The sequence below is a fragment of the Bradyrhizobium sp. HKCCYLRH1030 genome, assembly GCF_051168395.1.
Lineage (GTDB): Bacteria > Pseudomonadota > Alphaproteobacteria > Rhizobiales > Xanthobacteraceae > Bradyrhizobium.
Window position 1 is genome coordinate 163,048 of record NZ_JBNPUY010000003.1, and the last position, 21,381, is coordinate 184,428.

19 protein-coding genes and 1 pseudogene are annotated in these 21,381 nt (G+C 66.4%); 8 read left to right on the top strand and 12 right to left on the bottom strand.

Annotated features, from left to right (window positions below):
* Positions 1 to 146: 146 nt before the first annotated feature.
* Positions 147 to 599 carry a MarR family winged helix-turn-helix transcriptional regulator gene (locus ACQR1E_RS11015; RefSeq protein WP_315825457.1) on the bottom strand — a complete coding sequence of 151 codons (453 nt, stop codon included), beginning with the start codon at positions 597 to 599 and terminating at the stop codon, positions 147 to 149.
* 100 nt (positions 600 to 699) lie between these two features.
* Between ACQR1E_RS11015 and ACQR1E_RS11020 the strand changes: the two genes are divergently transcribed.
* The 3 genes from ACQR1E_RS11020 to ACQR1E_RS11030 all read left to right on the top strand — a co-directional run bounded on the left by ACQR1E_RS11020 (position 700) and on the right by ACQR1E_RS11030 (position 3,949).
* Positions 700 to 2,622 (top strand): FAD-binding monooxygenase, encoded by a 1,923-nt coding sequence (locus ACQR1E_RS11020; protein WP_434897029.1) that lies wholly within the window; start codon positions 700 to 702, stop codon positions 2,620 to 2,622.
* A gap of 126 nt (positions 2,623 to 2,748) precedes the next feature.
* Entirely contained in the window at positions 2,749 to 2,994 is a 246-nt protein-coding gene (locus tag ACQR1E_RS11025) for a PilZ domain-containing protein (protein ID WP_315712872.1), read from the top strand.
* 85 nt (positions 2,995 to 3,079) lie between these two features.
* A complete protein-coding gene (locus tag ACQR1E_RS11030) occupies positions 3,080 to 3,949 on the top strand; it encodes a tetratricopeptide repeat protein (RefSeq protein WP_434897030.1) in 870 nt (289 codons plus the stop codon).
* Positions 3,950 to 4,081: 132 nt separating this feature from the next.
* Here ACQR1E_RS11030 and ACQR1E_RS11035 read toward each other — a convergent pair whose 3' ends face one another.
* Genes ACQR1E_RS11035 through cpaB form a run of 4 tightly spaced genes read right to left on the bottom strand, consistent with a single transcriptional unit; the run spans position 4,082 to position 8,420 of the window.
* On the bottom strand, positions 4,082 to 5,350 hold the full coding sequence (locus ACQR1E_RS11035) for an AAA family ATPase (RefSeq protein WP_315712868.1): 1,269 nt from the start codon (positions 5,348 to 5,350) through the stop codon (positions 4,082 to 4,084).
* Positions 5,347 to 6,084 (bottom strand): CpaD family pilus assembly protein, encoded by a 738-nt coding sequence (locus tag ACQR1E_RS11040; protein ID WP_315712867.1) that lies wholly within the window; start codon positions 6,082 to 6,084, stop codon positions 5,347 to 5,349. The genes ACQR1E_RS11035 and ACQR1E_RS11040 overlap by 4 nt, the downstream gene beginning before the upstream one ends.
* A gap of 33 nt (positions 6,085 to 6,117) precedes the next feature.
* Positions 6,118 to 7,587, bottom strand: coding sequence for a type II and III secretion system protein family protein (locus tag ACQR1E_RS11045; protein WP_410052254.1), 1,470 nt, complete (start codon positions 7,585 to 7,587; stop codon positions 6,118 to 6,120).
* Between the two features lie 17 nt (positions 7,588 to 7,604).
* Positions 7,605 to 8,420, bottom strand: coding sequence for a Flp pilus assembly protein CpaB (gene cpaB / locus ACQR1E_RS11050; protein WP_315712864.1), 816 nt, complete (start codon positions 8,418 to 8,420; stop codon positions 7,605 to 7,607).
* Positions 8,421 to 9,093: 673 nt separating this feature from the next.
* Between cpaB and ACQR1E_RS11055 the strand changes: the two genes are divergently transcribed.
* From ACQR1E_RS11055 to ACQR1E_RS11065, 3 genes are all read left to right on the top strand, one after another.
* Positions 9,094 to 9,786, top strand: coding sequence for a PilZ domain-containing protein (locus ACQR1E_RS11055; protein WP_316169703.1), 693 nt, complete (start codon positions 9,094 to 9,096; stop codon positions 9,784 to 9,786).
* A 176-nt stretch (positions 9,787 to 9,962) separates the two neighbouring features.
* Positions 9,963 to 10,118 (top strand): hypothetical protein, encoded by a 156-nt coding sequence (locus tag ACQR1E_RS11060; protein WP_315712861.1) that lies wholly within the window; start codon positions 9,963 to 9,965, stop codon positions 10,116 to 10,118.
* 220 nt (positions 10,119 to 10,338) lie between these two features.
* Entirely contained in the window at positions 10,339 to 11,268 is a 930-nt protein-coding gene (locus ACQR1E_RS11065; protein WP_434841815.1) for an aspartyl/asparaginyl beta-hydroxylase domain-containing protein, read from the top strand.
* Between the two features lie 359 nt (positions 11,269 to 11,627).
* Here ACQR1E_RS11065 and ACQR1E_RS11070 read toward each other — a convergent pair whose 3' ends face one another.
* The 4 genes from ACQR1E_RS11070 to galE form a co-directional block, all read right to left on the bottom strand.
* Complete coding sequence (locus ACQR1E_RS11070) at positions 11,628 to 11,897, bottom strand: hypothetical protein (RefSeq protein WP_434897031.1); 270 nt, start codon at positions 11,895 to 11,897, stop codon at positions 11,628 to 11,630.
* 1,272 nt (positions 11,898 to 13,169) lie between these two features.
* A complete protein-coding gene (locus tag ACQR1E_RS11075; protein ID WP_434897032.1) occupies positions 13,170 to 13,871 on the bottom strand; it encodes a fumarylacetoacetate hydrolase family protein in 702 nt (233 codons plus the stop codon).
* Between the two features lie 33 nt (positions 13,872 to 13,904).
* A complete protein-coding gene (locus ACQR1E_RS11080) occupies positions 13,905 to 15,710 on the bottom strand; it encodes an ABC transporter ATP-binding protein (RefSeq protein WP_434897033.1) in 1,806 nt (601 codons plus the stop codon).
* A gap of 102 nt (positions 15,711 to 15,812) precedes the next feature.
* The gene (galE, locus tag ACQR1E_RS11085; protein WP_315753283.1) at positions 15,813 to 16,826 is read right to left on the bottom strand and encodes a UDP-glucose 4-epimerase GalE; all 1,014 of its coding nucleotides are present in this window, start codon (positions 16,824 to 16,826) and stop codon (positions 15,813 to 15,815) included.
* Positions 16,827 to 16,955: 129 nt separating this feature from the next.
* On the opposite strand from galE, the gene ACQR1E_RS11090 reads away from it, so the two are divergent.
* Positions 16,956 to 18,002 carry a glycosyltransferase family 4 protein gene (locus tag ACQR1E_RS11090; RefSeq protein WP_434897034.1) on the top strand — a complete coding sequence of 349 codons (1,047 nt, stop codon included), beginning with the start codon at positions 16,956 to 16,958 and terminating at the stop codon, positions 18,000 to 18,002.
* Here the strand turns inward: ACQR1E_RS11090 and ACQR1E_RS11095 are convergent.
* The 3 genes and pseudogenes from ACQR1E_RS11095 to waaF all read right to left on the bottom strand — a co-directional run bounded on the left by ACQR1E_RS11095 (position 17,984) and on the right by waaF (position 20,228).
* Positions 17,984 to 18,511, bottom strand: a complete 528-nt coding sequence (locus ACQR1E_RS11095; RefSeq protein WP_434897035.1) for a D-glycero-alpha-D-manno-heptose-1,7-bisphosphate 7-phosphatase — start codon at positions 18,509 to 18,511, stop codon at positions 17,984 to 17,986. The genes ACQR1E_RS11090 and ACQR1E_RS11095 overlap by 19 nt on opposite strands.
* Positions 18,512 to 19,052: pseudogene (locus tag ACQR1E_RS11100) on the bottom strand (D-sedoheptulose 7-phosphate isomerase). It lies immediately after the preceding gene.
* Positions 19,053 to 19,115: 63 nt separating this feature from the next.
* Positions 19,116 to 20,228 (bottom strand): lipopolysaccharide heptosyltransferase II, encoded by a 1,113-nt coding sequence (gene waaF, locus ACQR1E_RS11105; protein ID WP_434897036.1) that lies wholly within the window; start codon positions 20,226 to 20,228, stop codon positions 19,116 to 19,118.
* A 148-nt stretch (positions 20,229 to 20,376) separates the two neighbouring features.
* Between waaF and rfaD the strand changes: the two genes are divergently transcribed.
* Positions 20,377 to 21,357, top strand: coding sequence for an ADP-glyceromanno-heptose 6-epimerase (gene rfaD, locus ACQR1E_RS11110; protein WP_315753274.1), 981 nt, complete (start codon positions 20,377 to 20,379; stop codon positions 21,355 to 21,357).
* Positions 21,358 to 21,381 lie beyond the last annotated feature (24 nt).

The following is a 21,381-nucleotide window of genomic DNA, read 5'->3' on the forward strand; positions in this document are numbered from 1 at the left end:
TCTATGACGTCAGCTTGGGGCGGCTCTCTCCACATCGTCATGGCCGGGCTGGATCCGGCCATCGATGTCGTTGGGCTTGGAAGAACGCGGATGCCCGGAACCGGTCCGGGGCATGACGGGTAAGCAACCAGCAGTTTTGCTTGGGCTTACCGCTCCGCCGCCCCCTCCCGCAGCGGCGCGCGGCTGAGATCGTTGCCGGCGGCGATCGCCTTCTGCATGAGGCGGACCAACTCCTTCGCCTCGGCCTCGCTGAGGCCGCGCACCATCAGCCGCTGCGCTGCCTCGACCGCCGGCGTGATCGCCTCCAGCGTCCTTCTCCCCTCATCGGTGATCAACAGCTCCCGTGACCGGCGGTCGCGCGCGCTCGCACGGCGGACGACGAGGCCCTTCTGTGCGAGCCGGTCGATCACTCCGGTGATCGTGGTGCGGTCATAGGCGATCAGGCCAGCGAGCGTGATCTGGTCGATGGCCGGGTTGGCCGCGATCGCCGCCAGCGCCGCATATTGCACCGGCGTCAGGTCGAAGCCGGCCGCTTCCACCTCCGCCAGGAACACCGCCACGGCGATCTGCTGAAACCGGCGCGCCAGGTGCCCCGGCATGTCCCGCATCTCGGTCAATTCGAATCTCCTGTTACCAGCTTGACAAGCATACTGATGATCAGCATACTGATCAATAAGAATGGCGAGGGAGGGTGGTCACGTGCAGTTTCATCTCAACGGCTTCCAGCCGGGCGATCCCGAGATCTTCGACGCGGCCGAACGTGTCGCGAGCGCCGGCGCGACCGGCCCGCTGCCGCCCGAGGCCGATGTCCTCATCGTCGGCTGTGGCCCCGCCGGATTGAACCTCGCTGCCCAGCTTTCCGCTTTTCCGGACATCAGGACCTGCATCGTCGAGCAGAAGCCGGGCCGGCTGCTGCTCGGCCAGGCCGACGGCATCGCCTGCCGCACCATGGAGATGTTCCAGGCCTATGGTTTTGCCGAGAAAGTGCTGAGGGAAGCGTGCTGGATCAACGAGACCACGTTCTGGAAGCCGAGCGACCAAGACAGCAAGCATATCGCGCGCAGCGGTCGCGTGCAGGACGTCGAGGACGGCCTGTCGGAGATGCCGCATGTCGTGCTCAACCAGGCTCGGGTCCACGATTTCTTCCTGGACGTGATGCGCCGTTCGGCCGCGAAGCTCGAGCCGCACTACGCGCGGCGACTGCGTGATCTGCGGATCGATCCGGCCGCAGGCGTCGACGCGCACGGCGTGACCGTCAGCTTCGATCGCATAGACCCGGAGCATGAAGGCCAGGTGGAGACGGTGCGCGCGCGCTACGTCGTCGGCTGCGATGGCGCGCGCAGCGTCGTGCGCAAGGCGATCGGCCGCGAACTGCACGGGGATTCCGCCAACCACGCCTGGGGCGTCATGGACGTGCTCGCCGTGACCGATTTTCCCGACATCCGCTTCAAATCGCTGATCCAGTCCGCCAAGGACGGCAGCCTGCTGGTGATCCCGCGCGAGGGCGGCTATCTCGTCCGGCTGTATGTCGAGCTTGCCAAGCTCGAGGTCGGCGAGCGCGTGGCCGGGCGCAACATCACCGTCGACGAGGTGATCGCCAAGGCACAGCGCATTCTCGCGCCTTATACGCTTCAGGTGAAGGAGGTCGCGTGGTGGTCGGTCTACGAGATCGGCCAGCGCATCACCGACAAGTTCGACGACGTGCCGGAGGCCGAGGTCGCAACGCGGCTGCCGCGCGTCTTCATCGCCGGTGACGCTTGCCACACCCACAGCCCGAAGGCGGGGCAGGGCATGAACGTGTCGATGCAGGACACGTTCAACCTCGGCTGGAAGCTCGCCGCCGTGCTGGGCAGGCGTTGCGCGCCGCAGCTCCTGCACAGCTACTCGTCGGAGCGGCGGGCCATCGCCCAGGAGCTGATCGATTTCGATCGCGAATGGTCGGGAATTCTTGCCTCCGCCGCCAAGCAGGGCGGCGCCGACGCGGCCAAGACGCAGGACTATTTCGTCCGTCACGGCCGCTACACGGCGGGCACCGCCACGCACTATCGGCCCTCCGTCCTCACCGGCGACGACACCTTCCAGCCGCTCGCCACCGGCTTCGTCATCGGCAAGCGCTTTCACTCGGCGCCGGTCATCCGGCTCGGCGACGCCAAGCCGGCGCAGCTCGGACATGTCGTGCAAGCCGACGGCCGCTTCCGCATCTTCGCTTTCGCGGCCGCGGAGGATCCGGCCGCGCCGGGGTCCGCGATCCGCCGCCTGTGCACATTCCTCAGCGAGGATTCGGCCTCGCCCGTGCGCCGCCACACCCAGGTGGGCGCCGACATCGACTCCGTGATCGATCTGCGCGCGGTGTTCCAGCAGGGGCATCGCGAACTCGCGCTCGAACGAATGCCGGAGCTGCTGCTGCCGCGGAAGGGCCGTTACGGTCTCATCGACTACGAGAAGATGTTCTGTGCCGATCTGAAGAGCGGCCAGGACATCTTCGCGATGCGCGGCATCGATCGCGCCGCGGGCTGCATCGTGATCGTGCGGCCCGATCAGTATGTCGCCGACGTCCTGCCGCTCGACGACGTCGGGAGGCTGTCGGCGTATTTCGACGGCGTGCTGCTGCCGGTCCGCTGAGGGTAAACGAAACCCAAATCCGGTCGCCGGATTTCCGGGCTTGGCGCTAGCCAGATCCCAAGGTTTCCTCGCTACAAACGAGGTCTCCGGATTGGACGATTGAGTGGGTGAGACGTCGAAATGTTGATGTTGGCGAACCGTCGCAAGAGTGAACGTCGGCTGTGCAGGAGGATCGCGAAGATTCACTATGGCAACGGCAGCCTGCCGCGGGACTGCACGGTCACGGATATTTCCGACGGCGGCGTCAAGGTGATCGCCGAATTCGTCGAGATTCCCCCGCAGTTCACCATCGTCTTCGCGCCCGACCATCAGCGCAAGTGCCGGCTGGCCTGGCGCATCGGCTGCGAGTTCGGCGCCGAATTCATCGATTGAGGCGGGCCGGCCGCGTCTGCTTAACGGGACCTTAGGGTTAATCTGCCAGCGTGCAGATCATCAGGTCTCGAAGTAGTTCAGTTGCATGCGTACGCGGCCCCTTCGCTCTCCCCCTCTCCTCCGGCCGGCTGCGTTCGCGCTGTCGTTCACGGCCGTGCTGCTCGGTCTCGGCGCCTGCCAGACCACCGATCTCAGCGAGGTCACGGGGGCACTGGGCGGCAATCCCGAAAAGAGCCGCGCTGCCGCCGCCGACCCGCGCGCCGAGATCGACCAGCTCCGCGAGCGCTTCCGCGCCAATCCCAACGATCCCGAGGTGGCGCTGCGCTATGGCAGCGCCCTGCGCGGCACCGGCCAGCGCTCGCAGGCCGTCGCCGTGCTCGAGCAGGCGACGATCGCCAATCCCGGCAACAAGGCGCTGCTGGCGGCCTTTGGCCGCGCGCTTGCCGACAATGGCAATTTCCAGCAGGCGTTCGACGTGCTCAGCCGCGCGCATTCGCCCGAGGATCCCGACTGGCGCATCCTGTCGGCGCAGGGCGCCACGCTCGACCAGATGGGGCGCAACGAGGAGGCCCGGCAATACTACATGACGGCGCTGAAGATCGCCCCTGACGATCCTTCCGTGCTGTCCAATCTCGGTCTCTCCTATGCGCTCTCGAACGAACTGCCGAAGGCCGAGGAGCAGTTGCGCAAGGCCAGCGCGCACCCCGATGCCAGCCCGCGGGTTCGGACCAATCTCGCCGTCATCGTCGGCCTGCAGGGCCGGATGAGCGAGGCCGAGAGCATCGCGCGTTCGGGGCTGCCGCCGGAGCAGGCCAGCGCCAGCGTCGCCTATGTCAAGCGCATCCTGGAGCGCCGCAAGATCGCGCAGCGCGAGCTGTCGCCGCGCCGCGACCGTCCGGTGGCCGGCGAGCCCGACAAGGCGCTGGCGCGGGCACTCAGCCGGTCCGACGACTAGAGCATGATCCGGAAAAGTGGAAGCCGGTTTTCCCTCGCGACAAACGCCAAAGGCGTTTGCGCGGAGATCATGCTCAAACACGGAGATGAGATCCTGATGCGAGTCCCTGGGATCGCATCATGATCTCAGGCGCTATTTCGCGCCGAGCAGTTTCGCGATCGGCGCCAGCAGCGAGCCGCGCTGCGGCTTGTGATCGATCCGTCCCGTGAGCCGGTTCGCGATGTCCTGGAACAGTTTTGGCGTGCGGCTCAGCCCCGATATCTCCGCGATCATCTGGCCGTTGTTGGCGGCGGTGCCGAACAGTTTGCAGTCGAACGGGATGACCGCGACCGGCTCGGCCTCGACGGTCTTGGCGAAGCGCTTCAGGTCGATCTCCGGCCGCTTGGGCATGCCGACCTGGTTCAGGCAGTACAGCGGCGGCCGGTCGTTGGGACGCGAGGCCTTGAGCACGCCGAGCAGGTTCTTGGCGTTGCGCAGGTTCGCCAGATCGGGCTCGGCGACCACGAGGATGTCGTCGGCATTGATCAGCGCATGCCGCGTCCAGGCCGACCATTGGTGCGGCACGTCGAGCACGATGCATTGCTGGGTCATGCGCAGGGTGTCGAAGATCGCGTCGAACGCGTCGGCGCCGAAATCATAGACGCGGTCGAGCGTCGCGGGCGCGGCGAGCAGGTTGAGATTTTCGGTGCATTTGGCGAGCAGGCGCTCCATCAGCGCCGTATCCGGCCGGTCCGGCTGGAACACGGCGTTGGCGATGCCCTGCAGCGGATCCTGGTTGTAGTCCAGCCCCGCGGTGCCGAACGCCATGTCGAGATCGATCACGACCGAATCCAGCGTCAGGTCGCGCGCCATGCTCCAGGCGACGTTGTGGGCGACGGTGGAGGCGCCGACGCCGCCCTTGGCGCCGACCACGGCGATGATGCGGCCGGTGATGACGGCCTCTGAGGCCGAGAACAGGCTGCAGACCGAGCGGATCACGTCGATGGTCTCGACCGGGCCGAGCACGTAGTCGTTGACGCCGCGCCGGACCAGCTCGCGATAGGCGACGCCGTCGGACGGGCTGCCGATCAGCACCACGCGGGTGCCGGGATCGCAGACGCTGGCGAGATCGTCGAGGCCGCCGAGAATGTCGCCGCCGGGCCTGGTCTCGATCACGATGACGTTCGGCGTCGGCTGCGAATGATAGGTCTCGATGGCGCGCGGCATGCCGCCCGCCTTGATCGTGATGTGCGCCTTGCCGAGCCGGCGGTCCTGGCTCGCGGCGAGGATCGCGGCCGAGGTCTGGTCGGTTTCGCAGAATGCCTGCACCGAGACGCGCGGCACCGGCGCGATGTGATCGTCGAGGGCCGGGCCGGTGGGGCCGGGCTGCTCATCCTGGCTCTGACGGGACGCGTTGATCATTTGCCTGTATCGCTGAGCTTGGCCTTGTCGGACTCCGGATACGCCACCGCCGTCGACTCGCCCTTGCGGTACTTCTCGAACAGCGCGGAGCGGCGCGGCGTGTAGGCGGCCATCTCCGAGCGCGGCTGCTCGAGATCGGCCGGGTTGTCGATCATCGCAGCGAGGTTGCGCTGCGTGGCGCAGCCGAAATTCTGATAGTGCTGGTTGCTGCTGTAGCCGGGATTGCTGAAGTTCGGCCCGAGGTCGTCGGGCCACAGCCCGCAGGGACCGGCGACGGCGGCGATCTTCGGATAGCTCAGCCGGATGACGGCGAGCTGCCGCGGATCGTCGGGCATGGTGTTGCGCAGGGTGATCGCGTGCGAGGGAACGCCGCCGGCGGTCAGCACGGCGCGGATCTCGCGGTAGGCGTCGGCCGCGGCGCGCGCATTCGACGTGCCCGTCGGCACCTCCGCCATGATCCCGCCGGTGCCTTCGCGCAGCCATGAGCGCGCGAGCCCCGCGACATCCACGCGCTGCTGGTAGGTCAGGCCGCCGCGGCCGCTGCCGATGAAGACGACGGTCGACTGCCGGCCTTCCTCGATCGCGATCGGATGGCGGATCTTGTAGTCGTCCGGGATCGTCGCGACGACCTCACCGGTGGTGGTGTTGCAGGCGCCCAGCGTGAGCGCCAGCCCCGCGATGGCGACGATCCGGCGCAGCGCGCGCCTGCCGTCTGGTATGGATGTTGCCGACATGATCGTTCCCCCGTGCCCCGTCGTCCCGCAATCTCAGTCGATGATGAAGCCGAAGCCGGCCGGCTGCCCCGTGGCCGCGTCGACCCTGGCGGCGATGCCGTACAGCCGGTTCATGCGGCCGAGCAGCGCCGACTCTGAGTCGGTGGCCGGCGCGAAGCCGTCGTCCGGACGCGACAGCTCCTTCTGGGCGACGGCGCGCACGACATAGGGCGTCACCAGCACCATCAGCTCGGTCTCGTTGTTGACGTAGTCCTGGCTGCGGAACAGCTGGCCGAGCACCGGCAGCTGGTTGAGCCCGGGCAGGCCGTTGATCGCCTGCTTGGTCTGGTTCTGGATCAGGCCGGCCATCGCCATCGAGCCACCGGAGGGGATCTCGACCGTCGTCTCGGCGCGGCGGGTGCGGATCGCGGGGATCGTCACCGACGAGGTCGAGGCCGAGGTCAGCGCATAGGAGACCGTGATCGCGTTGTCGTTCGACAGCTCCGACACCTCCGTCATCACCCGGAGGCTGATGCGGCCTTCGCCGAGCACGACGGGCGTGAAGTTGAGCGAGATGCCGAACTTCTTGTAGGTGATCGACGTGCTGCAGACCCGCGTGGTGGGATCGCAGGAATAGCCGCCGGGAATCGGGAATTCGCCGCCCGCGATGAAGGTCGCGGATTCGCCGGAGATCGCGGTCAGGTTTGGCTCGGCGAGCGTCTTGACGACACCGGCCGTCTCCATGGCGCGCAGCGTCGCCGAGACCGACGACAAGCCGCCGCCGGTGGCGGAAAGGCCGTTGGGGCCGACCAGCGACTTGCCATAGGCGGTGAACGGGTTGGTGTTGTTGAAGTTCACCACCGCGGTGCCGTAGTTCAGGCTGGCGCTGAGATCGATGCCGAGCTGCTTGACGATCTCGCGCCGGACCTCCGACACGTTGACCTTCAGCATCACCTGATCGCGGCCGCGCACGACGATCGAGTTGACCACCTTGTCGGCACCGCCGACGAGGCGTGCGGCGATCTCGCCGGCCTGCTGCGCCTCGACCGGGCTCGACACCGATCCGGTCAGGATCACGCCTTCGCCGACGCCGTCGATCTTGACGCCGGGAATGCTCTGGCTCAGCGCCTGGCGCACGCCGTTGAGATCGCGCTTGATCGCGATGTCATAGGCGGCGACCTGCTGTCCCTCGCCGTCGAAGAACACGACGTTGGTCTGGCCGACTGCGGCGCCGATGATGTAGGCGCGCCGGGCCGAACGGACGACCGCGTTGGCGACCTTGGGATCGGCGACCAGCACGTCCTTGACGTCCTGCGGGAAGTCGACGACCACCGACTTGCCGATGCCGAGCGAGAGGAAGCGCACCTTCGACGAGCCGACCGAAACCACCGGCGTCTCCGGCCTGTCGTCGGCCGCCTTCACCGGCGTCAGCGCCGGATTGAGCGCAAGCCCGATCACGGCGGATGTCGATAGCGCGCGGACGACCCACGTCCCGAACTTTGCGCGTTGATGCCCACCCATCATCTTCCTCGTCCTTTCGGTCACTTCTGCGCCGTCAGCGAGCTCGTGATCCCATAGCGAATGATCTCGATGGCGCTGCCCCGTCGCGCCATCTGCTGCTGCTGTTGCTGCGCCTCGGTCTTGTTGCCGTCGGCGGCGTTCACGTCGGCGATGCTGCGCAGCGCCAGCGCCAGCGAGCCGGCCTGTCGCGCGCGCGCCAAAGTCTCGGCCTGCTCGGGCCTGAGCTCGAGCGTCACCGTCTTGCCGACGACGGTGTTCTGGCCTTCCTTCTCCTTCGGCGCCTGATCGATCGCGAGCACGCGGACGTTGGAGAGAATGATCTCGGAGCTGACGAAGTCGGCGGCGCCGGGCTTGTCAGGGTTCTTGTCGCGCTTCGACAGGATGACGTCGACGCGGTCGTTCGGCAGGATGAAGCCGCCCGCGCCGGTCTCGGGTGAGATCTCGGTGGAGATCGCGCGCATGCCCGCGGGCAGGATCGCCGCCATGAAGCCGGAGCCGTCCGCCTTCACCAGCTTCTGCTCGCGGATCGGCTCGCCGATCACGAACGGCGAACGGGCGATGGTGCCGACCAGCTGATTGGCCGCCTCGGGACGGTCGCCGCGCCGGATGAAGATGTTGCTCGCGGCCTCGGGCCAGGTCTGCCAGATCAGGTCGCCGGGCTTGATCGCCTGTCCGAGCCCGATGTCGGTCTTGGCGACCAGCACCTCGACCGTCGGCAACTGCACGACCGGCGCCACGGGCGCCTGCCGCTGGCCGTCGGAATTGCTGACCAGATAGGCCGCAACGCCGCCCGCGCCGAGAGCGATGGTTAACACCACGATGCGTGCGGTCATCATACGCGTGACTACTCTGCTTACTCATACGCCCGGGGCGACGCGCGAGCCGACTGACAGCCGTCCCCCTCACTTACGACTAAGCGGCAATAGTATAAGCGAAATTGAACGGCATGGGCTGCAGCAGCTGCCGTGCCGACCGATTGCGCAAGTGGTGAACAGGTTGTTAGCAAGCAAATAGCGAAACGACGCGAATGTGTTAGCTGTTTGCTCGCAGCGCGGTTGCGCGCGCTGATAGTTGCTCACCAGATTGAATGAAATTGTGAGTTGCAGCCGCGCCTCGGTGGTCGCGCGTTAGGATGAATCATTGACTAATCACGTTGGACGCGAACGCACGCTCATCGTGAGACGGTGTGCGTCGTGGCGCGATGGCGCCGCGGCTGATGCGATCAGCCGCTCGTACCCGCGACGAACAAGTGCCGCGCCGCACCGTAGTCCGACGGGCCGGCATTTTTAGAAAGCAGAAACGGGTTGGACATACGATTCCGTTGAGCGGGATTTCCGTCTCGGATTCAGATTTCCTCAACAATTTGCGCGCACGGTCCGGGCATGGCGGCTCTGCCCAATTTGATTTAGTTCGACCGAAAATGCACGCAGAAATTGTAACAGGCATATCGTGCCGCGGCGTCGGCCGGGCCATCGTCGGGGACAGCATGGGTTCGGGAGGAGACGTGCAATGTCGGTTGCTCGATTCCTGAAGCAGCGCGCGGTCAGGATTCAGACGGTCGGGTCCTACACGCTTCCGAACTGGTATTCCCCTGAAGGACGGCTGCGGTCTTTCGCATGCCGCACCACGCGGGTGTCGCCGTTCCGCGCGCTGCTCGAGGTGCCCGTGGTCGGCAAGGTCGGCGATCGCCTGACCTCGTATTTCCGCGACTTCGGCAAGTTCGAAGGCGAGATCAGCGACACCGTGCATGGCGGCTTTCTGCTCGAGCTGGAGATGACGCGCGCCGAGCGCGCCAAGCTCGCCGAGAAGCTGGTCTGGCTGGAGAAGAAGCAGAAGGATCCGTCGATCCGCGATTCCCGCCGCGATGCGCGCTTCGTGCCGAACTCGCCGCATTCGGCGCTGACGCTCGCCGACGGCAGCTGCATCCCGTGCTTCGTGATCGATGCCTCGATGTCGGGCGCCGCGGTCTCGGCGGAGATCCAGCCGGAGATCGGCACGCCGCTGGCGGTGGGCAGTTGCATCGGCCGTGTCATCAGGCATTTCCCCGACGGCTTCGCCGTCCGCTTCGTCGACCAGTTGCCAGGCGCCAACGAGCTCGAACGGCGGGTCATCACACCGCCGGTGCGCCCGATGCGGCGGCAGCTCGTGGTGCACGGCGATGACCGCCTGATCGGGGCGCCGGAGGACTTCTTCCTGGTGTGACGGCGGCGCTCCTGCGGCGCTCGACGGCGGCCGCTCCGGCCTGCGCGGTTTCGCGTATGGAGCGGCGGCAGGAATCGCGGCATGGGAACCGGCGGCCGTCCGCACGGTTAACGCGATGTTAATCGGCATCGTGACAGCTTGCGCGTGCCGGGTGCATTGCCAGGAGGACCAGTCCCATGGAGGCCCAGAAGACCGCGGTGGATGCCATCGTCGTCCTGACCGGCTGTGACCGCGACGCGGTAGCCGCCTTCATCCGCCGCATGTATCTGGCGGGCGTCCGGGACCCCAAGCGGCTGACCTTCAAGGGCCTGCAGGAGCTGACGCGGGCTTAGCGCGATCGCGAGCCGGGGCCGGCGGCTGTTGCAGCCGGGTCACGCCGCAGAACTTTCAACCCCGATTCCCGTTCACAACCCTCGTGCGAAGGGATGCGGCCGGTCGCGCTTGCGGCTAAATTGAGGCGCTTGGCCGGCATCAGAGCACCCCTTCGATCTCGCCCAGAAGGCGACACATCTGCGCAACACGCTCTGAGCGGCCGGATCATGGGTCCCGGACATGCTCAGACAGCTCTTCGCGCCACAGCTCATCGGCCTCTACATCCTGATCGGGGCCACCATCTACGTCCACTTCCGCGGCAAGCAGCGGCTGCGCTTCGCCCGCCAGCTCGGCGACCACTCCACCTATCTCGCCCCCTACAACGTGCTGATGTATGCCGGCTCGGCTGTGCCCAACACGCCGGTGATCCCGGTGGAGCAGTTTCCGGAGCTCTCGAGGCTCACCGACAACTGGCAGGAGATCCGCGAGGAGGCCGTGCGTCTGTTCGACGAGGGCTTCATCCGCGCCGCGGCGGCGAACAACGACTGGGGCTTCTACTCGTTCTTCAAGAGCGGCTGGAAGCGCTTCTATCTGAAATGGTACGACGACTTCCTGCCGTCGGCGCGCACGCTGTGCCCGAAGACGGTCGAGCTGCTGAACGCCATCCCGAACGTCCATGGCGCGATGTTCGCGATGCTGCCGCCCGGCGGCAAGCTCGGCGCCCACCGCGATCCCTTCGCCGGCTCGCTGCGCTATCACTTGGGGCTCGTCACCCCGAACTCCGACAAGTGCCGTATCCTGGTCGACGGCGTGCCCTGCGTCTGGCGCGACGGCGAGGCCTTCATGTTCGACGAGACCTTCATCCACAGCGCCGAGAACGCCACCGACGTCAACCGCATCATCCTGTTCTGTGACGTCGAGCGCCCGATGAAGCTCGGCTTCATCGCGGCGATCAACCGCTGGGTCAGCCACCACATCGTCAAGGCCTCGGCGACGCAGAACGTCGAGGGCGAGCATGTCGGCGTGCTGAACAAGGTGTTCGGCAAGCTGTACGAGTTTCACCTCGCGACGCGGAAGGTGAAGGCGTGGAACAGGACGGTGTACTATGCGGCGAAGTACACGCTGACGGTGGCGATCGTCGGGGCGATCGTGGTGTCGGCGTTTCGGTGAGGGGCGGAGTAGGGCGGATTAGCGGAGCGTAATCCGCCGCTTCTTCTCCGCGGAGGGACGGCGGATTACGCCTTCGGCTAATCCGCCCTACGCGTTCCTGTATGAGCTTCATCTGGCCACGCGGAAGGTGAAGGCGTGGAACAGGACGGTGTATTATGCGGCGAAGTACACGCTGACGGTGGCGATCGTCGGGGCGATCGTGGTGTCGGCGTTTCGGTGAGGCACCGAGCAGGGCGGATTCGCGGAGCGTAGTCCGCCATCCTTCATCGCGAAAAGTGGCGGATTACGCCTTCGGCTAATCTGCCCTACGCTTGCTCTATCCAGAATTCGTGATTGTAAATTTCCTTCGTCATTCGCTTTTAGCTGTCATCCAAAACAGTGCCGCCGAGCCGACGTTGCAGTGTGTGCAACACATTCAATACTCGATCACCCTCAGAGAAGTGGCGGCCGCTAATGTCCGCTTGGACGCAAATCACGCCATCTTCGTTCTTGTCAATGTTGAAATATGCAATCGGATCGCCTGTGTCCGAAGTGAGCAGCCAGGGATATGTTTGGCCGGGTAGCACTTCCAATAGTGCGGATCGAGCTTCTTCCTCGTCCAGCAGACCTTCGAGGAAATAGCTCTTCAAGTTAAATCTCGCGATGATCGTTGTGGAATAGAGAACTCATGATGACGCCATCGAACATGGTGCGCCATTCGCCTCAAGCGATTTCGGTGATCTGTCGCCGGTTCAATCTGCTCCGTTATCAAGCTCTGCGCAATCCAACCCGTCGGGCAAATCACATCCCTCACCTGGAATCCTGTCAAGATATTCCGAAAAACATAAATCGCTTCCCCGCTTACCCAAATCAGCATTACTCTCCCGCCCATCCCGTTGCACGGTAGGGGACGGTTCGCGGTCGTCACGGACGTTGGCAAGGGGATGCGGTGGACGCGGGCGGCGGCGTGTGATGAGCACGGACGAGCGCTTGGCTCGCGGACGGTGAAGGCGCGTGGTTCTGATACTCCGACGCTAGTATCCAGCGTAATGCGCGAAAGCGCATTGCGCGACATGGTGGCCAGAAAGCCCGGTGCACCAGGAAGAGCGCGCTATAGCCTGTTAAAACCATCGCGCGGGGAAGGCCGGGTGTGTTCGGCCAGACCTGTGGTGACTGCCGCCTGCTTTTTTTCTGCAGGCGGGCCACGGGCGCGGCCAGCGCCCGGCCTTCCCTGCGCCCTCCATCTGGAGAGGGCGGGAATTGGAGCATCACTCGGGCGCGGAATGCGTCGCGAGAAGGTGGGTGCTCGTCTCAGCCTGAACGCTGTTTGAGATTGTGGATCAGTGTAGCCGCAAGGGCGGTGCCCACCCTCCCCTGGAGGGGGAGGGTCGCTCGCGCGCGAAGCGGGCGAGCGGGGTGGGGTGATCTCTCCACGCGCACCGGTGCCAGAGGAGAGATCACCCCACCCCGCCTCACGTGTCGCTGCGCTCCTCGTGAGGCGACCCTCCCCCTCCAGGGGAGGGTGATCCGGTGCTTGGCTGCGATTGGGCTTCAATGAGGAAAGCCGTGCAGGGCGCGGAATGCGTCGCGAGAGCGTGGGTGCTCGTTCCTGAATCAGCTATGCAGCCGTTGAGATTGTGGATCAGATAATGTCGCAAAGCAGGTCTCACCCTCCCCTGGAGGGGGAGGGTCGCTCGCGCGCGAAGCGGGCGAGCGGGGTGGGGTGATCTCTCAGCGGGCGCCGTTGCGAGCGGAGAGATCACCCCACCCCGCCTCACGTGTCGCTGCGCTCCTCGTGAGGCAACCCTCCCCCTCCAGGGGAGGGTGATCCCGGTGCTTGGCTGCGATTGGGCGCCAGACCAAAAAAAGCCGCGCAGAGCGCGGCTTTTTGGAAGTGTTGCGAGGACCGTGGGCGCGTCGGCTTACGCCGCCGCAGGCCCGATCGAGACCTTCAGCGTGCCCACGCCGTCGACGCCGCATTCGATGGTGTCGCCGGGGACGATCGCGGCGACGCCGGCCGGAGTGCCGGTCATGATGATGTCGCCGGCGGCGAGCTCGACCTGCTGGGAGAGCTTCCAGATGATCTCCGGCACGTTCCAGATCAGCTCGGAGAGGTCGCCGCTCTGGCGCTCGGTGCCGTTGACCGACAGCCAGATCTTGCCCTTCGACGGGTGGCCGATCTTGGACGCGGGCTGGATCGCCGAGCAGGGCGCGGAATGGTCGAACGACTTGCCGACCTCCCAGGGGCGCTGCATCTTGCGGGAGGCGAGCTGCAGGTCGCGGCGGGTGAGGTCGATGCCGACGGCGTAGCCGTAGACGTGGTCGAGCGCCTTGTCGGTCGGAATGTTGAGGCCGCCGCTCTTCAGCGCGACCACCAGCTCGACCTCGTGATGCATGTCCTTGGTCAGCGGCGGGTAGGGGATCACGGCGCCGTCCGGCTCCAGCATGTCGGCGTGCTTGGCGAAGAAGAACGGCGGGTCGCGCTCGTCATTGCCCATCTCGCGGATGTGCTCGAGATAGTTGCGGCCGACGCACCAGATGCGGCGGACCGGAAAGACGCCGGCTTCGCCGACGACGGGAAGCGAAGGCTGCGGGAAGGCCGGGATGACGGTGGAGGCGCTCATGAAATGGATCTCGGGTGCGGTGAAATAAGCGGGTCAGGACGTCGCGGTCATGGGGATGACGTTCGGCCCCATGTCGCGCTGTTGCAGGCGGAAGAACGAAGCATAGCGGCCGCCACGGCGCAACAGATCGTCATGCCGGCCGCGCTCGACGATCTCGCCGGCTTCGACCACCAGGATGGCGTCGGCGTTCATGATGGTGTGCAGGCGATGCGCGATGACGATGGTGGTGCGGTTCTGGCAGAGATGCTCGATCGCCTCCTGCACCTGGCGCTCGGATTCGGAATCCAGCGCCGCGGTGGCCTCGTCGAGCAGGATGATCGGCGCGTTGCGGATCAGCGCGCGGGCGACCGCGATGCGCTGGCGCTGGCCGCCGGAGAGCTGGGTGCCGTGCTCGCCGACCGGCGTGTCGTAGCCGAGCGGGAAGCTCATGATGAAGTCGTGCGCGCAAGCCGCCTTCGCCGCCTCGATGATCTCGGCCTCGGTCGCGCCCGGCTTGCCGAAGGCGATGTTGGCGCGGATCGAGTCGCGGAACAGGTAGACGTCCTGGCCGACATAGGCGGCCTGCTCGCGCAAGCTACGGCGCGAGACCTGCGCGATCGACTGGCCGTCGATCAGGATGTCGCCCGCGGTCGCCTCGTAGAAGCGCAACAGCAGCGCCAGCACCGTCGACTTGCCGCCGCCGGACGGGCCGACCAAAGCGGTGACCTTGCCGGGCTCGGCCGTGAAGCTCATGCGGTTGAGCACCGGCTCGTTGTCGCGATAGGCGAAGGAGACGTCGCGCAGCTCGATCCTGGCCTGCGTCAGCTTCAGCGCCGGCTTGTCGTCGTCAGGCTGCTCGCTGGCGGGGCTGTCGACCACTTCGAGCAGCATGCGGGCGCCGACGAGCTGGCTGTTGAGATCGATGTTGAGCCGCGCCAGCCGCTTGGCCGGCTCGGTCGCCATCAGGAAGGCGGTCATGAACGAGAAGAACTGGCCGGGCGTGGCGTTGAGCGCGACCACGGCATAGCCGCCATACATCAGGCAGCCGGCGACGGCGAAGCCGCCGAGCATCTCCATCAGCGGGTTGGAGCGGTTGGAGACGCGGGCCATCTTGTTGGCGTTGCGCTCGACCACCGCGATGTTCTCGTCGATGCGCGCGCGCATCGCGTCCTCGAGCGTGAACGCCTTGACGGTGCGGATGCCCTGCAGCGATTCCTGCATGGTCTCGAGGATGTCCGCATTGCCGGTAAACTGGCTGTGGGCGAGGCCCTTGATGCGCTTGACCAGCTTGCGCAGCACCAGCATGGCCGGCGGCACGACGACGAGGCCGAGCAGCGACATCCAGGGGTCCTGCGCGACCATCACGGCGATCATGCTGATCAAGAGCAGCAGGTCGCGGCCGATCGCGTTGATCAGCATGGTCAGGACGTCGGTGATGGACTTGGCGCCGGCGGTGAGGCGTGCCAGGAACTCCGACGAATGCCGCTCTGAGAAGAAGCCGATGCTCTCGCTCATCAGCTTCGCGAACAGCGCGCGCTGGTTGTTGGCGAGGATCGCGTTCGAGATCTTCGACAGGATCACCGCATAGCCGTAGGTCGAGACGCCCTTGACGAACAGCAGCAGCACGGTGACGCCGGAGAGCACCGCGATGCCGGGGATGCTCTTGTCGACATAGGCCTTGTTGATGACCTGGCCGAGGATGTAGGCGGCGCCGGCGCTGGCGCCGGCCGAGACCGCCATCAGCGCGAAGGCGGTGAGATAGCGGCGCCAGTAGAGGATGCCCTGTTCCATCACGAGGCGGCGGATCAGGATCGCGGCGCCATAGGGATCGTCGGTGATCTTCTTCGGAAATTCGGCCATTCTGGTCCCTGGCCGCCGGGACAAATCGCCGGGCGGACAGCAGTGCTTGCCCGCTCGGGGCGGCTTTTTCAAGCCCCCCGGCGTCCGGCTAAGTCGTTGATTCTAGGCCGAGGCCCGCTGCAGCGTGCCGCTGTGGCGTTCCAGGAACAGTTTCTCCTCCCAGGCCAGCGCATGGGCGGCGATCGTTTCCAGATCGTCATAGATCGGCGTCCAGTCGAGCAGCGCCTTCAGACGGCTGGTGTCGGCGACCATGCTCATGATGTCGCCGGGGCGCCGCGGCGCGTATTGGACGGGAATGGCGCGGCCGGAGACGCGCCGGACGGCCTCGATGGTCTCGAGCACGGAATAGCCGCGGCCGTACCCACAATTCAGCGTGACCGAGCTGCCGCCGGCGCGCAGATAGGCCAGCGCGGAGCGGTGCACCTGGGCGAGATCGCAGACATGGATGAAATCGCGGATGCAGGTGCCGTCGGGGGTCGGATAATCCGTGCCGTAGACGTCGATCTTGGCGCGCTGGCCGGTGGCGACCTCCATCGCGATCTTCATCAGGTGCGTCGCGCCGACGGTGGCAAGCCCGGCTCGTCCGAACGGATCGGCGCCGGCGACGTTGAAGTAGCGCAGCACCACGTAGTTGAGGTCATGTGCCGAGGCCACGTCGTGCAGTATGATCTCGGCCATCAGCTTCGAGGTGCCGTAGGGCGAGGTCGGACGGGTCGGCGCGCTCTCAGGCACCGGCACCTCGTTCGGATTGCCGTAGACGGCCGCGGTCGAGGAGAACACGAAGCGGCTGACGCCGCGCTTGACCGCCGCATTCAACAGGCTGCGCGTGGTCATGGTGTTGTTGCGGTAGTAGAGCAGCGGATCGCGCACCGATTCCGGCACCACGACCGAGCCCGCCAGATGGATGATGCTGTCGACGCCGTGCTGGCCGATGACGCCGTCGACGAGATTTTCATCGCCGGCATCGCCGATGAACAGCGGCACGCCGTCGGGCACGAAGGCGGAAAAGCCGCTCGAAAGGTTGTCGATCACCACGACGCTTTCGCCGGCTTCCGCCAGCGCGAGCACCATGTGGCTGCCGATATAGCCGGCGCCGCCGGTCACGAGCACGGTCATTGTTTGACGCGATCCCTGTTTGTTTCCGGCAGACTAACGCCCGCGAAATGAACGACCTGTTGCGTGCATAGCGAACTGGCGGCGATGCTTAATGTTGCGTATAGGGAACCGCTGCAATTGGAGTTGAGTGTGCAAGCCGAGCCGTTTTCCGCCGCAGATCTCGACGTGATCGTGCCCAACCTGCACCGGCGCTATTCCGGCGTGACGGCGACCAACCGGATGGTGGCGCCGAAGCTGGCGAGGCTGGTGCGCGCGGCGTGGCTCGGCTCCTACGCGCCCGAAGGGATCGCGCGGATGCGCGCGAGCGATCTGTTCAAGTTGTGGGGCCGGCGGCGGCCGCTGATCTGGCATGCCCGTCGCAACGACGAGATGATCGTCGGCGTGATCATGCGGGCGCTCGGCTGGCCGTTGAAGCTGGTGTTCACCTCGGCCGCGCAGCGCCATCACAGCTGGATCACGCGCTGGCTGATCCGCCGCATGGATGCGATCATCGCGACCAGCGACATCTCGGCGTCCTATCTGAAGCGCGAAGCGACGGTGGTGACGCATGGCGTCGACACCGACGTGTATTCCCCGCCGGCGGATCGCGCCGCGGCCTTCGCCGAGAGCGGACTGCCGGGCAAATTTGCCATCGGCTGCTTCGGCCGCGTCCGCGCGCAGAAGGGCAGCGACGTGTTCGTCGCGGCGATGTGCCGGCTGCTGCCGCGTTTTCCGGATTTTTCCGCGGTGCTGGTCGGCGCCGTGACGCCGGAGCAGATGCCGTTCGCGAGCGAGCTGAAGAAGCAGATCGCCGCCGCGGGCCTGGAGCAGCGCATCGTCATCACCGGCGAGCTTGACATCGCCGACGTGCAGCGCTGGTACCAGCGTCTCACGATCTACGCCTTCACCTCGCGCAACGAAGGTTTTGGTCTCACGCTGATCGAGGCGATGGCGGCAGGAGCGGCGCTGGTCGCGGCGCGCGCCGGCGCGGCGGAGATCGTGGTTGAGGATGGCGTCACAGGCGTGCTGGTCCCGCCCGGCGACGTCGATGCGCTGGTCGCAGCGCTCGAGCCATTGATGCGGGATCCGGATGCCGCACAGACAATGGGCGCGCGGGCCCGGACGCGCGTGGTGGAGAAATTCAGCCTCGAGGCCGAGGCCGACAAGATCGCAGCCGTCTATCGCCGGCTGGTCTGAGCGATGATGTCGGTGACGAACGCGTCGAGGTCGCCGCCCGCAAACAGGAAGCCGGGCAGGCCGGCCGCCTCTGCGGCGGCGATGTCGGAGGCGCGGTCGCCGATCACGAAGCTGCCCTCGCGCCTGACGGGCCAGTGCTGCATCAGGTCGAGGATCATGCCGGGCGCCGGCTTGCGCCAGGGATGCTCGCGCAGATAGCGCTCGACGGAGCCTTCGGTGTGGTAGGGGCAATAGCGGACGTCGTCGATCACAGCCCCCTGCGCCGCGAGCTCGGCCCGCATCCAGTCGTGCAGGTCCGTGACGTCATCCTCCGAGAACAGCCCGCGCGCCACGCCGGACTGGTTGGTGAACAGGAACACGTGATAGCCGGAGTCATTGAGCCGCCGGATCGCCTGCGCCACGTTCGGCATCCAGCGGATGCGATCGGGCGAGCCGATGTAGTTGTCGTCGTGATTGATGACGCCGTCGCGGTCGAGAAACGCCGCCGGCTTGAGCTGAGCGGTCGTCATCTAGCCCTCGTCCTGCATCAGCGCCGCCTCGATCATCTCGCAGATGCCATGCGCCGTCGCGAGATGGATCTGCTGGATCAGCGGCGTGTCGTCGCTCGGCGCCACCAGCAGCTCGTCACACAATTCGCCCATCGGGAGGCCCTTGGCGCCGGTGAAGCCGACCGTGACCAGTCCGCGCTCGCGCGCCTTGCGCAGCGCGTTGAGGATGCTCGGCGAGCGGCCGGAGGTCGAGATCGCCAGCAGCACGTCGCCCGGTGTACCGAGCCCTTCGACCTGGCGGGCGAAGACGTGATCGAAGCCGTAGTCGTTGCCGATCGCCCGTCAGCGCCGAGGTATCGGTCGTCAGCGCGATCGCGGCATAGGCGGGCCGCTCCTGCCTGTAGCGGCCGACGATCTCGGCGGCGATGTGCTGCGCGTCCGCCGCGCTGCCGCCATTGCCGACGATCAGCAGCTTGTGGCCGCCACGCAGCGCAGAGATGATTTTCGTTGCGATCCGCCCGGCGCTGGTGAGCATCGCGGCATCGTCGGCCGCGCGTTCCATGGCGGCGCGGGAGCGGGCGAGATGGTTGGCGATCGGGTTGAGGGCGCGGGTCACGCGGGCGGCTCAGGTTACGTCAGGGCCGGTGTATGGGGCGCGGTGTCGCTTCGCAAGCTGGTGCACGACCGGTATTGCCGCGTCGGCAAGGACCTGCTGGGCGATGGCGGCGACATCGGTCGCCGGAATGTCGCGCATGCAGCGGTGGTCGTTCATCCGGCAGACCGGCCGGTGGCAGGGCTGGCAGGGGATATGAGTCCTGGTCTGGACCGTCGCCGCGAGGCCGTTCAGCGGCGCCCAATGGTATGGGCTGGTCGGACCGAAGATGCCCATGGTCGGCGTCCCCAGCGCCGCGGCGATGTGCATGAGCCCCGAATCATTGGAGATGGCGACGCTGGCCGTCGCCATGGCCAGGATACCGTTGCGCAGGTCGGTTCCGGTGAGGTCGCGGACGTCCGGGCCGCCGGCGGCGACGATCTCGGCGGCGAGCGCCTTCTCGCCGGGGCCGCCGACCACCCAGACGTCGAGGCCGGCCTCGCGCAGCAGCCGGGCCGCCTCGCCGTAATAGGGCCAGCGCTTGGCGGCACCCACCGATCCCGGTGCCAGCGCCACGGCCGGGCGGGTCCCCAGGCCATTGGCCTCGCGCCAGCGCGCGACGTCCTCAGGCGGCACCCGCAGCTGCGGGACCGGCCATTCCGGCGGCAGCGGCGCCCCGTCGGGCAGCGCCAGCGCGGCATTCTTGTCGATGAAGCGGGGCAGCGCCTTCTCGCCCCAGCGCCAGCGGTTGAGCAGGCCGAAGCGGATCTCGCCGACGAAGCCCACCCGCTCGGGGATGCCGGCCAGCGCCGGTGCCAGCGCCGATTTCCAGGTCCGCGGCATCACCAGGGCGGTCCGATAGCGACGTTCGCGCAACATCGCGGCGAGCTGCCATTGTCGGCCGAGCGCCAGCCGGCTGCGCGGCAGGTCCCAGACGATGCCGGAGCGGACCCCGGGCATGTAATCGACCAGCGGCGCGCACAGCGACGTCACCAGCAGGTCGACCGGCCGATTCGGCCAGCGCTCCTTGAGCACCCGCACCACGGTGTGGCCGCGCACGAAATCGCCGATCCACATATAGGGAATGATCAGGATCGGGCTGGTGTCCGCCGCGTCCACCTCGACCTTGGCCGAATTCGAATTCATTCTTTGTCTGCCTAGCTCAGGCGCGCTGGTAGCCGCTCGGCCGCCGCAGGTAAAGTGGGCCGAGCGGGCCGTCACCAAAGCGCTTACACTTTGCCGCCGCATGCGCTACGCGAGGGCCGGGGTTTTCGGGATCAGGACGGGTTGCGGAATGTTGCTGGTGACCGGCGGCGCCGGGTTTATCGGATCGAATCTGGTCGCGGCGCTGAACGACGCCGGCCGGACCGATGTCGTGGTCTGTGACACGCTCGGCAGCGAGGGCAAGTGGCGCAACCTGGCCAAGCGGCAGCTGGCCGACGTCGTACCGCCATCCGATCTGGACGCATGGCTGAAGGGTCGCCGGCTCGAGGCCGTCCTGCACATGGGCGCGATCTCCGCGACCACGGTGGTCGACGGCGATCTCGTGATGGAGCGCAACTTCCGCAGTTCCTTGCGCCTGCTCGACTGGTGTACGGCGAACACCACGCCGTTCATCTACGCCTCGTCGGCGGCGACCTATGGCGACGGCGCGCAGGGCTTCGTCGATGAGCCGTCGCTGGCGGCGCTGAAGACGTTGCGGCCGATGAATCTCTATGGCTGGAGCAAGCATCTGTTCGACATGGCGGTGGCCGCGCGCGCCGAGCGCGGCGAGAGGCTGCCGCCGCAATATGCCGGGTTGAAGTTCTTCAACGTGTTCGGTCCCAACGAGTACCACAAGGGATCGATGATGAGCGTGCTGACCCGCCGCTTCGACGACATCAAGGCCGGACACACCCTGCAACTGTTCAAGTCGCACCGCGAAGGCATCGCCGACGGCGACCAGCGCCGCGACTTCATCCATGTCGACGACGTCGTCCGCGTGATGCTGTGGCTGTTGGCCTCTCCCTCCGTCTCGGGCCTGTTCAACGTCGGCACGGGCCAGGCGCGCAGCTTCAAGGACATGATGCTGGCGGCCTATGCTACGCTCGGTGCGACGCCGCGGATCGAGTACATCGACATGCCCGAAGCGATTCGCGGCAGCTACCAGTATTTCACCCAGAGCAAGGTCGACCGGCTGTTGGCGGCCGGCTACAACGGCGGCTTCACGTCGCTCGAGGATGCGGTCGCTGGCTATATCCGGAACTATCTCGATTCCGCCGACCGCTTCCGCTAGACGATCTGGTTCCGACCATTGCAC